The organism is Paenibacillus sp. JZ16, from assembly GCF_015326965.1.
Taxonomy (GTDB): Bacteria; Bacillota; Bacilli; order Paenibacillales; family Paenibacillaceae; genus Paenibacillus_AQ.
This window is the reverse complement of record NZ_CP017659.1, coordinates 2,696,473-2,711,664: the sequence shown is the minus strand read 5'-3', so window position 1 is coordinate 2,711,664 and position 15,192 is coordinate 2,696,473. Positions and strand designations below refer to the sequence as shown.

Below are 15,192 nucleotides of genomic sequence, written 5' to 3'. Positions count from 1 at the left end.
ATCATGGCATGAAGTTAAAACTACAGTATCTCTATTTGCTTGCATTCGTGCTCATTGTAATCGCGGTTGCCGAATTTATTGGCATTCAGGCGATCCAGGTGGGCTCCGTAAAAATCAGCCTGCTCCCGCTCGTATTCGCCATTTTGATCACGATGCTGCTTGGCTTGTCGATTTTCCGGAAAGGTTTCATGAAGAAAGTTTACAGTAAGGAGAACGTCGGCTTCTCCAGCAAGTATCTGATCTTCATTATGCTGCCGCTTATGGCGAGATACGGCGCCGACGTTGCGCCTAGATTAGAAGAAATTTTAAAAGTTGGCTGGGTGTTCATCATTCAGGAAATCGGCAACCTGGGTACGATTCTGCTCGGACTTCCCATCGCCATTCTACTCGGTCTGAGAAGGGAAGCCATCGGCGCTACGCTCGGACTTGGGAGGGAAGGGGAACTCGCTTACATATCCGAGAAATATACGCTTGACTCCGACGAAGGCCGCGGGGTGCTGTCCCTCTATATTATAGGTACCCTGTTCGGCACGCTGTTCTTCAGCATTCTTGCGCCGGTCATGCTTGCTGCCGGCTTCTCGATCGAAGCGTTGGCCATGTCCTCCGGGGTCGGCTCCGCCAGTATGATGACAGGCTCTTCTTCCGCGCTAGTCGCGCATTCTCCTGAGATGACGGAGACCATTAACGGATACGCTGCTGCGAGCCAGCTGCTTACCAGCTTCCTCGGAACGTATACGATGGTATTTCTCGCGGTGCCGCTGCAGCGGTTTATGTACAAATTAATGGTCAGAGGTGAGAAGAAATGAGCACCGGTTTGAATAAATACGCAAAATACGCCCTCGTCCTGCTGCTTAGCGTCGGTCTTATTTTATTTACGGAGCAAATGAAGTTCATCAAAAACGGCGAAGGCCATATTACGTTAGGGACGATAGCCGGATTGGCCGTGCTGTGGCTTTTTTCCTTCATTGGCGTTCTGATCTCGTCACTCATGAAAAAGACGCCGGTGAAATTCTTGCAGGACTTCCCGGTTCTTGGCTGGGTATCCATCGTTTCGCTTATCTGCTGCCTGATTTCGGATGTGTTCGTGGATGCCATTGCCAACGTCAACTTCTTGTCCATTACGACCCCGATCTTGGCGTTTGCCGGCATTTCCGTTGCCGACAGGCTGGTTGATCTTCGCAAAACATCGTGGCGCGTCGCCATCGTTGCGGTTTTCGTGTTCACGGGCACGTACGTGGGAAGTGCATTGTTATCAGAGTTCGGCCTCTATTTGTCCGGTAAGTAATTGAATCTAGTTCTTTCTATACCCGCCTGTCTTTTTGGACAGGCGGTTTATTCTTTTTATTTGCCGTATTGAAATAAACTTATAGATTACAGGTTTTTCCCATTATTATGCGGAGACCACGATCAGCCGGTTTTATTCCAACTTTTATACCTTGGATCTGTTATTGAACATCCCCCTTGCACCTCCACCTACTGTAGGTTTTATGATGGGTATAACAATTTCGATTGTAATAAAATGGTTCCCGGGAGGTTGAACGAGGTATGGATGAAGTAAGAACATATTCGATCGGAGAATTTTCGAAAAAAACGGGGATTCCGGTTCGTACGCTGTATTATTACGATGAAGTCGGGCTGCTTAAGCCGATAAAGCATCCGGTTTCCAAACATCGTCAGTATAGCCAGGAGGATGTGCTGGCCCTTCATAAAATTGTCAGCTTGAAATTTTTAGGATGCAGCCTGGAGCAGATTAAGGAGCTGATGGAGCATTGCGAATTTGATGTCAATTTGAACGAGACGCTGCTGGCACAGAAAACAGCGCTGGCAGAAGAAAAAGAGCGCATTGAGCAATCTATGCAAGCCATTGATCGGACGATTGTGCTGCTTGAAAAGGAAGGATCGGTTGACAGTAACGTACTCATGAGTTTAATCAACAACATGCAGACGGAAGACATGCAGCGCGAATGGCTGGAAACCAAAACCGCCAAGGAAATCGTGGATCATTTGTTTAATAAATCGGAAGAAGAACAAATCGAGCTGGACATCATGTATATTCAGTTATCTAAGGATGTCAAACGATTGGCCGGAAGACCGCCAAGCGATCCGGAAGTCCAAAAGCTGATTGAGGATTTTATGAAATCAACGGTGGAATTTGTAGGCGAAGAGGCTATGCATGTGTTCGGCGAACTGGAAACAAGCGAAGCCGAAGAACTGGCATCCCAGTTTCCCTCACCATATACAAGGGAAGAGGAGGAGTGGTTAAACTCGGTTATGGAATATTATATGAAGCAAAATGAAATGCTCGATACAGATCAGCATTAGGATGGAAGCCGGCATGCTTCATGGCCGCTGTTGCCATAATCCGCCCGCAATCGGGATCTATAGCGTTCCCAAAAGCATCATTTTAGGATAAAAAATAATTCATGTCACATTCGACAGGTTCTTGATTGTTATATAGGTGTAAAACAAATTACACCAATATGGAGGAACCATTATGAAAAAGGTTTACAAAGTACTCAGCTCCGTAGCGCTGGCAGGCATCATTGGTGCAACTACTATGGTATATGATCAAACACAGGCAAGTGCAGCCAGTGTCGGAACAACGGTTACTGCAACTGAAAAAGCTGCAACAACTGCGCCTGCTGCGGCAGTCAAGAAAGCCGAGCAAACATTAAAGAAAATAACAGGCACTGCCTTCAAGCTAAACAAAGGTGAGTCCTTTGGCACGAAGGAATGGTCCTATTCCGTTAAAAATTCCCCTTTTAGCCAAGTTATCTTGGATGCAAAAGGAAAAATTAGTAGTGCTAGCATCAGCACGGACAATCTGACCTACCACCTCAAAAAGGACAAGCTCAGTCACACCACTGAGTCAATCGAACTGGATACGGTAGACTCTTCCGTACAACAAGCTGCGGAAGCTGTTTTCGACAGATTGGAAGGCGTGGAGCAAGGAGAACTGGCCGGTGTCTCTCTTATTAAAAAAGGGACCAAACAAGTGTATGAGTTCATGTACGTGGACGGGGATTTCGGAACGTGGATAGGGATCGACAAAAACACGCTGGATGTTCTGAGTGTAAACGCTAGAGCCCTGGCAGATGATCTGTATGGCAAGGATCAGGCTGTTATTGATAAATATGAAAAAAGCATCAAAGCGCTCACTGAAAAGCAGCTGTTGGCACAAGCAACAGAGCAGGCTGAGGCTTGGCTAGGCCTTGATCTGACCGGATACAAAGCAACGAAGGATGTTTTCCCATCTGACCGCGTTGTTTTTGAAAAAAAAGGAGCCCCTAGCATTATAGGTAACTTCAATTCGGACGGTATGTTCTTCCTCATCGCCGTGCAGTACCTGTAATACCGAAATCCTTCAACAACTCGCCCCTAAGTAATAGAATCTATTTCTTCAAAACCCGCCTGTTCCTTTTGGACAGGCGGGTTTTTGGAGATATCGGAGAGAAAGATTTGCTTGAAATTGCAAATCCTACATACAGGATTGAGGTTTTCCGTTATTATCGATGGGGTGTTACATTTTAAGTAAACGCGGAAAGGGCTTCATCCTGATCAGGATGAAGCCTCATGTTCCAACAACTTTTATAGAAACTACGGCATGGTCACATGGGGCAAGCCTTGAGCGATCTTTTCCAGCGAAACATTGGAATCGCCTTTGACATACCGGTCGAAGAAAGCGGATGAGAGCTCGTTAATGGAGCGGTGCATCTGACGAGGGGCAGCCCCTGTTGGCGGTAATAATGGAGAGAACAGGTAAAAATCCGTGAAACTCATATGGTTCGCATGGGCGAATTCGACCGAGTATGCTTCTCCTGCCCCAGCCCGTTTTCGGCGCTCCGCCGACTCGGCCCAAAACTGCTCGTAATCTTCCCGACTACGGCCGGAAGATTCAATTGCCTGGTCCAAGGATCGCTCGAATGCGAGGCGGTCTATGCTAAGCTCCGCATTCATCTGCATATACGGCTTCCCGTATCCGCCTTCAGGCACCGGCTGGCCGTAAAGGGTTCCGTCCATATTGAGGGCAGCTTTCACTCTGCTATCCGCCAGCAGCATCTGCGCTGCCGTGGCGCCGCCAAAGGAATGGCCGAACATGCCGACCTTATCCATATCGAGTCTATCGGATAAGATCCCTTTATGGTCTGATTCGTTTAGCAGCTCTATTTGATCCAGTACGAACTTGGCATCTTCGACCCACAGCCGGCTCTTCTTCTCGTATGCATCGAAGCCCGACAGGTTCTCAAGTTTCAACATGGCTGTCTGGTCCGGAAAGACGACGGCGGCGGCATCATAGGCGTGATCGATGCCGACGACAACGTATCCTCGACTGGCCAGTTCTTCAACCTGAAACGTGTTCTGGTTACGGAAACCGGTCAGTCCGTGGGAGAACAACAGCACGGGATAGCGTTCCTGGTCCGTGGATAACTCCGCATCTTGCTCGGAATGGGGCTGCACGTATTTCAGTTGGCCTAACAAAAACGGGGGTATGGAGATGGCCTGCCGTAAACCTTCAAGAACGACAGGGAGATGCTCTATATACGGAGATGGCCCGGTCCCTGTGCCCGGTGACGCAGGGTACCAGATTTGGATCATAAGTTTTCTGCGATCCGCAGGATCATCCGTGGACGGCTCTTCTCTGCGCTCGTCCTCGAGTACCATCGTGGTCGTTCCGACAGGATATGGTCCTTGAGGTTTGGCAAAGGAGAAAACCGGAAGGAGTGACGGCAATGCAGCCGAAACGCCGATATGCACGAGCAGAAGCAGTGCGGTGATCCAGCGCTTGATTGCTGTCATTCCGGCAAACCGCTTCGCAGGCTGGATCGAGGGATGATCCTTCGAATGAGTGGATTGCCGTAAATGATAAAGGGCCAGTCCTCCTACGATTAGACATCCCGCATAGGCCGGGATCATCTGCCATCGGTAGCCTTCGGTTATCATATGGATAAGGCTTAGGCCCCCGGACAGTGCGGCTGCCCAGAAGCAGAGATGTACAGAACGCTTGTGTTTCCCCAATAACGTGACGCAGCCTATGATTAGTGCCAGATTGATGATCCATAATGCTGTTTCATATATACGCATAAGTATCCTCCTGTTTCATCGTAAAATAAGCTTACCAACCGGAGCTGTAGCCTAGCTGTAGTCAACCTTACATAATCCTTACAATTAAAAACGGTTCCGTCTGACCGATAATTACAGTGTATATTTTATAAAGAGAGCCGCGGCTTTGCCGTATACATATGGAGGAACGATATGGAACAAGATACGAGACTAGTAAAAGGACGGACGATCTTGATTGCGGACGACGAGTCGGACATCACGGAGCTGCTGAGGCTGTTCTTGGAGCGCGAGGGTTATCGCGTGCTGGAAGCTATAACCGGACGGGAGGCATGGAATATATTGCAGCGCGAGCCGGTCGACCTGGCGGTAGTCGACATTATGATGCCAGAACTTGACGGCTATCAGCTGATCGCCCGGATCCGGGAGAATCACAGGCTTCCCGTCATTATTTTGTCGGCTAAAACCGGGGATGTAGATAAAGTTACCGGGCTGGGGCTCGGGGCGGACGATTTTATCTCCAAACCGTTCAGTCCGATCGAAATCGTAGCGAGAATCAAGGCGCAGCTTCGTCGTTATTACGAACTGAAGGGCGCGGAACCCGCCCAGCGGTCGGAGACGTTAAAGACCGTGTGCGGACCACTGATGCTGGATCATGAAGCTTGCGTCCTTTACAAGCGAGGCGAGGCGATTACGTTAGGCCCGCTGGAATACAAGCTGCTCAGGTTGTTGATGGAAGCGCCGGGACGGATCTTTACGAAGCGTCAAATTTATGAGAATGTGTGGAACGAGCCGTATCTGGAGGACAGCAACACCGTTATGGTGCAGATCAGCAGACTGAGGGACAAGCTCGAGGACGACCCCGGGAACCGAGGTTTCTTATCACCATTAAGGGACTTGGGTACAAGCTTGATCCGAGAGACGTAGCACCATGAGGAATCGAAGAAGCGTCCATAACAGCCTGATGATAAATTATGTCCTGTTTTCCGTCATTCTAGGGGTTATCGGTTTTCTGGTATATGAAAACATGTATGATGCCCGTGAGGAATATATAAGCCGGACACTTCCCATGGTTGAAGCGAGCCAGCTGATACGGGACGATTGGGAGAGCATCCCCTATGAAACCGTCCAATCTTTTGGCGGTTACATCCAGGTGCTGGACAAGAGCCTGAACGTTGTCTTTTCGCGGGGCAGCGGAATGGAAAAGGCAAAAGCCTCCTATACGGAGGAGGAGCTGCTCGCCCTGTTCTATGAAGGGAACGGGTCGGGATATCACTCCCTAGCCCCTTTCGTTTCACCGGAAGGCCGGGAATACCGGCTGCTTGTTACGATACCGGGCGGAGCTGTGATGAAGGAAAGCCGTTTGGTGAAGACAAACGCCGAGATAACCGAAGTTTTCACCAGACTTCTGATTGAGGGATTTCTGTGGTTTGCCGCCGCATTTTTATTGAGTTTATGGGTATACGGCCGGATTACGGGAAGAAGGATCACGAATCCGCTAACGGACGTTTCCCGCGAGCTCGCACAGATTGCAGAAGGCAGGGGAGGGAAGCGGCTATTTTTTCGAGCCAACAAGGAGTTAATGGATCTTCAGCTTCATTTCAACCGGATGGCGGACAGGCTTGAGCAGGCGGAGACGGCAAAGCGAAGACTTGAAGAAGGTCGCCGCCGGCTGATGATGGATATTTCCCATGATCTGAAAACGCCGATTACAACGATACAGGGTTATGCGGAGGTGCTGCGGCTCGGTATGGAGCAGAATGAAGAGCAGCGCCTGAAATATGCGAACCGCATTTATGCCAAGGCGAGGTTTATCGCCTCGCTTGTCGATGACCTGTTTGAGCTAACCAAGCTGGAGAGCATGGAACTGTCATACGAGCGGAAGATAGGTGATTTAGCTGAGCTGTGCCGCACTGCGGCAGCCGATCTGTACGATTCGTTTGAACAAAAGGGAATTACGCTGGAAATCCGCATTCCGGAATCGCCGGTCATGCTGCTTTATCACGATGGTCTCATGCATAGAGCTCTTACGAATTTATTGACGAATGCCCTGAAATACAATAAAGAGGGTGCTCATGTATGGCTGGAGCTGGAGGCACGTGATGAAGGCATCCTGCTTACCGTGGGAGATAACGGTCCGGGAATATCGGACCCTGTGAGAGAGACGGTGTTCGAACCTTTCGTGCGCGGTGATCAGGCCAGAAGAAGTGATGGCGGCAGCGGGCTCGGTTTAGCCATCGCACGAAGCTCGGTTGAGCGGCATGCCGGGCAAATTTGGCTTGATCCGGAGGCGGAGGGCACCGTTGTTCATATTCGATTGACCATGACATGAGTGTAAGGAGCGAATGGGATGTTAAAGCATATTCATCGTTTCCAACAAGAAAGCGCCACGCAAAATAAAACTTGCGTGGCGCTTCGTGCTTATTTCTGAAAATATCTATTCCGTCTCGAAAAGGTAGAACTGCCCTTTCGAATTATACATTCCATTCACGGATGGTGCATTCTTCTTGGTAAACTGAACGACGCCCGGACGGTCTTTATCCTTGGAGATTTTGTAGTCGGACAAGTCCAGGTTTAAGACAGCCTTGGCCACAGGAATCGCAGCTTGCAATAGTTTGTTTTCGCTATAGCTTATAAGTTTGTTGTACCCCTTGGTATATTCGGTTACGGAATCTTGTAAGCTCGTTACTTCTATTTTCGTGATTCGATGCGCCCCTTCCTCGATGTTTATGAAGACCGGGGTTTTAGGAGAGTCACCCTCGAATTGGAGTTCCACGTGATTGCTGTCCTGTCCTTTAACATACGCTGCCTTCGTCAATTTGCCCAGGTTTATTCCATTGAAGCTTTCAACAGCGGCATTTGCAGCATCCAGCATGTCCTGAGATACGGATTCGAGCGGCATGGTGGACATAACCCGCTTGATTTCGCCATCTAACAGTGTAATGTAATGGTTATTTACGCTCGCAAACATTTCAAGTTTCCCCGAAGCGGCATATTTGTAAAGGCTGACGGAATCAGGAAGCGTCTCCACGTTCAGCTCCTTGAGCACGGATTGGAGCGTCTGCTTGTATGAGTTTTGAAGATCGGCCCATTTTTGTTCCAGTTGAATGGTGTCCACTTTATTATTGACGATGTTGACGTAACCGTTTTTGATTCCCTTAATCGTCAGGGTCCAGCCTGTATCATTTCCTGTGCTCCATTTTTCCGCCTTGCTGAAAGAATAGCTTTTACCGGTTACTTCTTTAAGGCTTTTCTGTGCCTCTGTTAATAATTTGGCATCGATTTTTTTCAAAGATGAAACCGCAGCCACCGAGGAATGGGTTTGGGCGGCGTGAGTATGGCCGGTCAGAGCCGGTGTGCTGTTCAGCAAAAGGCCTGCAGCGGTCAGAATCGTCACCATTTTAATATGCTTGTTCATTTTTTGTCCTCCTATGATTCGAATCATTTATTCTGTTCTCCCTCAATAGGTATCGTCATTTCTAGAGCGGGGATATATTCCTTCTTCCAAGAACCGTTGGCCGTTTTTCTCTCTTTTTCATTCTCAATCGCATCTTCGTATGCATACCGAAACGGCTTGATTGTTAACGACTGCGTATCGGAAGGAAGGGGCTCGTACAGCATGTCATAACGACGGTAACCTTGCTTCATATCATATCCATATCGGTCTACCAATCTAATCTCTTTGCCGTTCTGATCGACAATCTCAAAAAACAGGGATCGATCATCCGGAGAACGATCCTTTAACACCAGTTCAAAGCGGGTGGAAAGGGGGGAACGCTCCATTTCTTCCAGCTCCCAGCTGATATCCCCCGACGCTTTTTGCGCAGCGGGATACAGGGCATGGTTATCCGTATTTTTTTGCATCGGAATGTGTAGAACAAAAGGCTCCGGGATCATCTCGAGTCTAATTTCCAGCGTCAAATCAAACGCTGCAGGTAACGGAGTTCTACGGGTAACTCCGTCCAAGGATTCCCCGGTAATCGTCACGATAGCCGATCCGGTATCGCTGCCGGGACCGATATCCCATGTAATGCCTGCTTCTTCTCCATTCACGAATGCTTTCATCGATCCAAAGGAACCCTTGCTTTTTGGAGATGAATCTTCGGACTGCCTGCGGGCGTAAGGATCGTACAGAGAGGCGGGGTGCCCTGTCTCGTCCAGTTGAAGCGCAATGCCTCCGCGCAAACCGTCAAATATGACCTGTGACGCCGTCAGGGTATAATTGTCATGTGTGTCATGATAATGAGTCTCCTTCGCCAACCCATGTTGTTCGGCTGTCTGCAATCCCAAATCCCCGGCGAGCTTGAATACATTATGCATCAGCGGAATTCGGCTTAAGGTTTCGGCCATCGCGGGGGAGATAAAGGCCGAGGATACGATGCTAATACCTAATAAACCAGCGACTGTGCTTATGACCAAGGCTTGTCGAATGAAACCTCGATTGCGGGATCTTCTGGTTAACGGGTCTTGGTTTGAAATGTTTCTCTCGGTTGACTTCCATACACGGTCATAAATATCCTGAGGGGTCGCCATATGATTGGCGGCACGGTGCATTTGATCTTTTAACTGTTCTTCAATGGACAAAGCAATCACCTCCTTCTTCGTGATCCAGGAGTATCGAGTGTTTACGCAGCTCTTTCATGGCTTGGTGGTGCCTGGACTTGACGGTCCCCATGGGAATCTCGAGCAGCTCGGAAATCTCGCTTATGCTGTATTCGTGATAATAGCGGAGAACGACAACCATTCGAAGCTTGTAAGATAAATGGTTAAGAATATCAAGCATTTCGCGGCTTGTCTCGTTCAGCATAATGACCCGGTCCGTCTGGGGGTGTTCAGGCTCGATTTCAAGCAACTTTTGACGCTCGAACAGCCGGAATTTTCGCCATTTTTTGCGTCTCCAGTCCTGAACCTGCCGGATTGTGATTCCGTGCAGCCAATTCCGAAAGGGACGACTAGGGTCATAGTTCGGAAGAGAGAGCCAAAGCTTCAAATAGATTTCATTCATGATATCCTCTATATCCTGCCGGCCGGATACAAGAAGAGCCACAGTTCGGTACACATTATCGACGGTTAGATCATAAACATACCGGAATGCTTCCTTGTCCCCCTCCTTTAGTCTTTGCAGCCACGGCGTTAAGTCTGAACCTTGCAAGCTTGCTCCTCCTTTAATGTGACCTCACCTATATATTCGCTCTGAGACATCAATAGGTTCAGTTTAAAAAAACAGGCAGAAGGTGACCGGACAAATTCCGGTCACCTTCTGTCTGTTTGAATATAAAGGCGCATGATGCCGTTTATCGTTCTTCCCAGGCCATGACGAATTCCGCCTGACCGGTATCCTCGTCGATGGTTTCTTCAACGACGGAAAAGCCGTTCCGGGAATAAAAACGAAAAGCGTTCCCGTTCTCTTTATATACCTTGAGCTCGAGTTTAGGGCTGCGTTCCTTCACGAATTGAAGAAGAGCCCGGCCATAACCCTTGCCCTGATCGCCAGGGTGAACGAACAAAGCGGCCAAGGCATGCTGAACGGTCGATATAAAGCCTACCGTGGCGCCCGCTTCCTCCAGCACATAGGTATCGGCCATTGGCAAATAGACGTCGCGCATGTCCTTTTGCTTGGATTCCCAGTATTCGGGTGAAATGAAATGGTGGGCCTCCTTCGAGGCGGCCAGCCAAATGTCAATGAGGCTGTCCATATCTTTGTCGGTCATCAATCGAATTTGCATCGTATTCACTCCAGATTATAAAGTTTTAACGGATATACGTCCCGTATTGTAAAAGTTTACCTGACGTATGTCAATTCGTGATCCCATTTGACGCTTGAATCATAGGGTGATATATTTATCACATAAAGTTACAAATACATCACTATCGAAAGGGGTATTAGCGATGAAAATCATTCTCCGATTCGCGATGGGACTGCTCTGGATCGGTATTGCCATCCAAAGACTTACCCAACAGTCGTACCCGCTGGCTCTATTATTTTTGGCAGGAGGCGTTCTTTTTGTTTATGCAGGCTGGAAACGTTGGAAAGTTGGCAAGCAATGAGGGGGTGGAGCCTCGGCATTTATTAAGCATGAAGGGGCTAGCTGCTTGGTACCGTGCGGAAACAGTCCCCGTCATCTCGAATCTTAATTTGGAGATTGGCCCTAATCAGATCATAGGTTTGGTGGGATTGAACGGGGCCGGCAAGAGCACGCTGCTCCATGTCCTGAGCGGCATTCACCGGCATTATTCGCTGGAGCGGCTGCAGTGGAAGAACGAGGGAACTTCGCTGACAAGCCCTGCATTTAAACGTAATCGATATACCGTGTTCTCGGAGGACGAGTCGTTTGAGTATTTCACGTTCGAGGAGTATGTAAGGCATGTGTTTCAATCCTACGGACAAGAGGTCCGTCACGATATCTTGGACGAGCTCGTTGCAGGTTTCCATTTTCAGAATTACCGGAACGCGTACTTGGGCCAATTATCGATGGGCAGCAGGAGGAAGGCCTACCTGATCACGGGATTTGCATTGCGCCCGGAGCTGCTGCTGTTGGATGAGCCGGTCAACGGACTGGATTTCGAAAGCACGGAATTTCTGTATCAAATGATGAACGAGTACAGGAGCCATGGGACGATCTTGTTTTCTTCTCACGTTCTGGAGAGTTTATGTCTAACATCAGACAGCATCATCATTTTGGAGTCCGGATCCATCCGTCATACCTTTTTGCAGGGAGACATGGATCCCGAGTTTATTAGAGGGGTACTGAACAAGTGATCTCGACATTTCATGGATTCGCCAAAAAGCTCCTGGGGTCAAGCTACGACCGATTGTGGAAGCATGCCATAGCCTTAGCTGCTATCTTTGCGGCGCTGAGCAGCCTGGATCGCCATTACGAGGTATCCTTACTTGTATTCATGACGGCCATTTCCGTATTTACGTTCGGGATTGTGCTGAAAACTCTGTCCTCGGACGATAACCGGAGGAAGCTGAAGGGGGCGTTCATGCTTCCATTCAGGCCAAGCAAGTTCAACGCAGCTTATTTTCTTGCGGTAGCACTATATACCTTGGTTACCAAGACTTCGTACATTCTCGTTTTCTATATGGCATATTCGTCATTTACGGCTATGCATGTACCGGCATTTCTGCTTAGCTTCTTGAATGCGGGCCTGACTGCTTTCGTGGTATTTGCCTTACTGAACAGCGGTAAAAGGATGACAGCCTGTCTCTTGATGCTCCTCCAAGCGGCACTCTATCTGCTCCCTGAGCCCTTCTTTCGTTTGACGGGACTGCTGATCAGCAGCCTCCTCCAAGGGTTCGTGCTGCTTCGGACGGATTCTTACCGATTCTACAAGAACTTGAAGATGAAGGATAGCCATGCAGTACCGGTTCGAAGCTCTTCGTTCCTGCGGTATATTGCACGCTACCTATTTTCCCATAAAAGCTATTTATACAATACGATTGCATTATGTTTATTTGCAGGCTTCATGGCGTTCATGCTGGAGCAGATGCATCTTGCCTCGTACCTGCCGCTTGGATTCGCGGTTCTATCCTTCAACACGCCGATCGGCATCCTGCTGTCGAGTAATCGCGGACTTTACCGGAAAATCCAAATGCTGCCCGGCCAGCTTCAACGTATAGTGGTTCCGTATGGGCTGTTTATACTGGCAGTAAACTTATTCATATATACGATCTACTTAGCATGCTGGCAACTGTTTCATGGATCGGTGGAAATCATGTATTATGTACTTAGTGTGTTATTTGCCGCCCAATGCGCCATTTCGACCGTTTGGCTCGAATGGAAACATCCCGTTTTCCGTTGGAAGGTGGAGAGCGACTTATGGCATCATCCCCGAAAATATGCCGTTCCGCTCATCATGTGTTTATTGGCGGTCACGGTAATAAGCATGAAGCCGGCCGTGTATATGATCGCTCTGCTGGTAGGGACAGAGATGGTTTTGATTTTTAACCGCAGGAGAGGAATCAGGAATGTATAAGGGACAGAAGAAGCGTTACGTACGAATCGGTAAGCACGGATGGCTGCTTGGTTTGTTGGGGTTTAATGGCCTTCAGTATTTCAAGACCCATGATCCGTCATTTTTGTTTTACTTTAGTTTTTTCAGCTTTTTCAGTTTCTATTTCCATGGGAAGCTGGCGGAGGAGATGCCGGATGAGCGGTATTACATGAATGCTCAGAAGGCGCGGTCCATCACCATGTGGGTGCCGGCCGTATGTTTGTTTATTATCGGAATCGGCAGCATGTTTCCCTTCGGAACAAGAGAATTCATGATCATCGTGAGCGCAGCGGGTTGGGCAGCTACGTTTCTGACGTATTCCATAACTTTTTATTATCTGGATAAATATTGTTAGGTGGATGCCGATGGAACCATTCAAATGCAATTTAAAAAAGTACAGGCAGTTAGCGGGGATGACCCAGGACGAGTTGGCGGGCAAGGTCGGGGTTCGAAGAGAGACCATCATCCGTCTGGAGGCGGGGAAATATAATCCCTCGCTAAAGCTGGCGATCGATATTTCGCGGGTGGTGGGAGCGCCCATTGAGGAGCTGTTTATATTCGACTAAACAACGATGATGCATTTAATGGGTCTTAGCTATCCAACGAATGCGTCATTTCTTATATCTGCACAAAAACCATTTAGTTCTTGAAAAAACTAATTAGTCATACTACAATAACATGTGATCCCAGTCAGAAAGAAAAAGCATGATTCCGTTTTCACACGGACTCTCAACATGTTATGGATTCTCCGACTCAATACCCCGTTGTGAGTTGGCGCAGCCTTTTCATAGATTCGTTGAATGACTGATCTTTGGATATTTTAATATATTTATATATTTTATGGGTTTTTTAGTATTTTCATGCAACCTTATCTCGATCTTAACGTCTGATATGTATATTCAGTCATAGGAGGAATAACATCCATGTATACCATTCAAAAGAAAACCGTTACTCGACTCGTCACAACAGGCATGGCCGTAGCTCTTCTCGCATCGCCAATCTCTTCCGTGCTGCCAGGGCCGGGGCATGTCGCAGCTGCTGCGTCTGCTGTGGACAAGTCTTCCCACAGCCTGAAGCCGATTTGGACGAAGACGTTGGGAGATCCAAGCCGGATTAGCCCCCAAACCACATTAATTAAGAACAACTTATATTATACCGTTGGGAAGAAATATATTGCTTTTGACGCGTTGGCAGGCAAAACCCGCTGGACGTATCCCGCCGCTGCCGTCTCACAGACCGTAACGGATGGCCAATCGGTATGGTTTACGGATGCGACAGGCCGATTAATTAAGCTCAATGCTGTAACCGGCAAGCTGCAATGGAAAGTTAAAACACAATCCCAGCCAGGAAAGAAAGAAAGCTATGTGAACCTCAGTTTGCATGCAGCCGATGGTGTGATCTATGTCGGGGATGCGTATGGGCTGACGGCGTACAACGCATCAAACGGGAAGGTTAAGTGGAAATTGAAGGGCAGCGCCCATGGGTACAAACTGCTCCAAACGGGAAAAATCCTTGTCGCAACCACGATTATCGACGGAGCATTAACCACGAGCGGGTTACAGGGAATCGATGCTCAGAACGGCAAAGTAAAATGGAAACAGACCGACGGTGACCACCAGGACATTCTCTTCTCGAACGATAAGTCGTTCTATACGCGTGACGTAACCGAAGGCATCGATGCCGGATATGCAGCGAACATCGATGAAATGAATCTGACCAATGGGAAAATTATGGCTACCCGATCCTATATACCCGTGGATTTCGTGGAAGATCAAAGTGCATCCGATGTCGTATCCGATGGGGAATATTTCTATGTCATTGAAAAGTATGACGAGACTCAGAAGAAAGCTGTAGTTTCCCGATTCCCGACGGATAGTCGTTCTAAGGCCGACCCGGATAAAACTTATGCTTTCGAAGCGGGAGTGGCCGAATGGTCCCTCGGGGATGCGGGCCTTGCCTATGTAAGACTGGACAACGGCAAGCTGTTGACGCTCGATACGAACAGCGGACGTACGCTGGCCTCCGCTCAATACAAAGGCACTCCATTGCCGACGCTTATCGGACAAGACGTGATTGTCGTTCAGCATGGTGGGCAGATCAGCGGCGTCAAGAAAGCTGCTGCCTCCCAGTAACGCA

At 48.6% G+C, this 15,192-nt stretch carries 16 protein-coding genes and 1 pseudogene; 12 read left to right on the top strand and 5 right to left on the bottom strand.

What is annotated here, in order from left to right; all coding sequences use genetic code 11:
* Positions 1–8 precede the first annotated feature (8 nt).
* The 4 genes from BJP58_RS12195 (at position 9) to BJP58_RS12180 (ending at position 3,352) form a co-directional block, all read left to right on the top strand.
* Positions 9–806 carry a DUF3100 domain-containing protein gene (locus tag BJP58_RS12195; protein ID WP_194544142.1) on the top strand — a complete coding sequence of 266 codons (798 nt, stop codon included), beginning with the start codon at positions 9–11 and terminating at the stop codon, positions 804–806.
* On the top strand, positions 803–1,285 hold the full coding sequence (locus tag BJP58_RS12190) for a hypothetical protein (RefSeq protein ID WP_113057461.1): 483 nt from the start codon (positions 803–805) through the stop codon (positions 1,283–1,285). Before BJP58_RS12195 ends, BJP58_RS12190 begins: the two co-directional genes overlap by 4 nt.
* 260 nt (positions 1,286–1,545) lie before the next feature.
* Entirely contained in the window at positions 1,546–2,322 is a 777-nt protein-coding gene (locus BJP58_RS12185; protein WP_194544141.1) for a MerR family transcriptional regulator, read from the top strand.
* Positions 2,323–2,494: 172 nt separating this feature from the next.
* Positions 2,495–3,352, top strand: a complete 858-nt coding sequence (locus BJP58_RS12180; protein ID WP_194544140.1) for a hypothetical protein — start codon at positions 2,495–2,497, stop codon at positions 3,350–3,352.
* 245 nt (positions 3,353–3,597) lie between these two features.
* Here BJP58_RS12180 and BJP58_RS12175 read toward each other — a convergent pair whose 3' ends face one another.
* The gene (locus BJP58_RS12175) at positions 3,598–5,082 is read right to left on the bottom strand and encodes an alpha/beta hydrolase family protein (protein WP_194544139.1); all 1,485 of its coding nucleotides are present in this window, start codon (positions 5,080–5,082) and stop codon (positions 3,598–3,600) included.
* Positions 5,083–5,253: 171 nt separating this feature from the next.
* Here BJP58_RS12175 and BJP58_RS12170 point away from each other — a divergent pair.
* Positions 5,254–5,993: pseudogene (locus tag BJP58_RS12170) on the top strand (response regulator transcription factor).
* A gap of 29 nt (positions 5,994–6,022) precedes the next feature.
* The gene (locus tag BJP58_RS12165) at positions 6,023–7,390 is read left to right on the top strand and encodes a HAMP domain-containing sensor histidine kinase (RefSeq protein ID WP_233355056.1); all 1,368 of its coding nucleotides are present in this window, start codon (positions 6,023–6,025) and stop codon (positions 7,388–7,390) included.
* Between the two features lie 105 nt (positions 7,391–7,495).
* Here BJP58_RS12165 and BJP58_RS12160 read toward each other — a convergent pair whose 3' ends face one another.
* The 4 genes from BJP58_RS12160 to BJP58_RS12145 all read right to left on the bottom strand — a co-directional run bounded on the left by BJP58_RS12160 (position 7,496) and on the right by BJP58_RS12145 (position 10,784).
* Complete coding sequence (locus BJP58_RS12160) at positions 7,496–8,476, bottom strand: hypothetical protein (RefSeq protein ID WP_194544136.1); 981 nt, start codon at positions 8,474–8,476, stop codon at positions 7,496–7,498.
* 23 nt (positions 8,477–8,499) lie between these two features.
* Positions 8,500–9,642, bottom strand: a complete 1,143-nt coding sequence (locus BJP58_RS12155) for a DUF4179 domain-containing protein (protein ID WP_194544135.1) — start codon at positions 9,640–9,642, stop codon at positions 8,500–8,502.
* Positions 9,632–10,210 (bottom strand): sigma-70 family RNA polymerase sigma factor, encoded by a 579-nt coding sequence (locus BJP58_RS12150; RefSeq protein ID WP_194544134.1) that lies wholly within the window; start codon positions 10,208–10,210, stop codon positions 9,632–9,634. The genes BJP58_RS12155 and BJP58_RS12150 overlap by 11 nt, the downstream gene beginning before the upstream one ends.
* A 142-nt stretch (positions 10,211–10,352) precedes the next feature.
* Positions 10,353–10,784, bottom strand: a complete 432-nt coding sequence (locus BJP58_RS12145; protein ID WP_194544133.1) for an N-acetyltransferase — start codon at positions 10,782–10,784, stop codon at positions 10,353–10,355.
* A 163-nt stretch (positions 10,785–10,947) separates the two neighbouring features.
* On the opposite strand from BJP58_RS12145, the gene BJP58_RS12140 reads away from it, so the two are divergent.
* From BJP58_RS12140 to BJP58_RS12115, 6 genes are all read left to right on the top strand, one after another.
* Positions 10,948–11,106, top strand: a complete 159-nt coding sequence (locus BJP58_RS12140) for a hypothetical protein (protein ID WP_194544132.1) — start codon at positions 10,948–10,950, stop codon at positions 11,104–11,106.
* 28 nt (positions 11,107–11,134) lie between these two features.
* On the top strand, positions 11,135–11,818 hold the full coding sequence (locus BJP58_RS12135; RefSeq protein ID WP_233355055.1) for an ATP-binding cassette domain-containing protein: 684 nt from the start codon (positions 11,135–11,137) through the stop codon (positions 11,816–11,818).
* The gene (locus BJP58_RS12130; protein ID WP_194544130.1) at positions 11,815–13,038 is read left to right on the top strand and encodes a hypothetical protein; all 1,224 of its coding nucleotides are present in this window, start codon (positions 11,815–11,817) and stop codon (positions 13,036–13,038) included. Before BJP58_RS12135 ends, BJP58_RS12130 begins: the two co-directional genes overlap by 4 nt.
* Positions 13,031–13,411, top strand: coding sequence for a DUF2178 domain-containing protein (locus tag BJP58_RS12125; RefSeq protein WP_194544129.1), 381 nt, complete (start codon positions 13,031–13,033; stop codon positions 13,409–13,411). The genes BJP58_RS12130 and BJP58_RS12125 overlap by 8 nt, the downstream gene beginning before the upstream one ends.
* 10 nt (positions 13,412–13,421) lie before the next feature.
* The gene (locus BJP58_RS12120; RefSeq protein ID WP_194544128.1) at positions 13,422–13,622 is read left to right on the top strand and encodes a helix-turn-helix transcriptional regulator; all 201 of its coding nucleotides are present in this window, start codon (positions 13,422–13,424) and stop codon (positions 13,620–13,622) included.
* A gap of 357 nt (positions 13,623–13,979) precedes the next feature.
* On the top strand, positions 13,980–15,188 hold the full coding sequence (locus tag BJP58_RS12115; RefSeq protein ID WP_194544127.1) for an outer membrane protein assembly factor BamB family protein: 1,209 nt from the start codon (positions 13,980–13,982) through the stop codon (positions 15,186–15,188).
* The last annotated feature ends 4 nt before the right edge of the window (positions 15,189–15,192 follow it).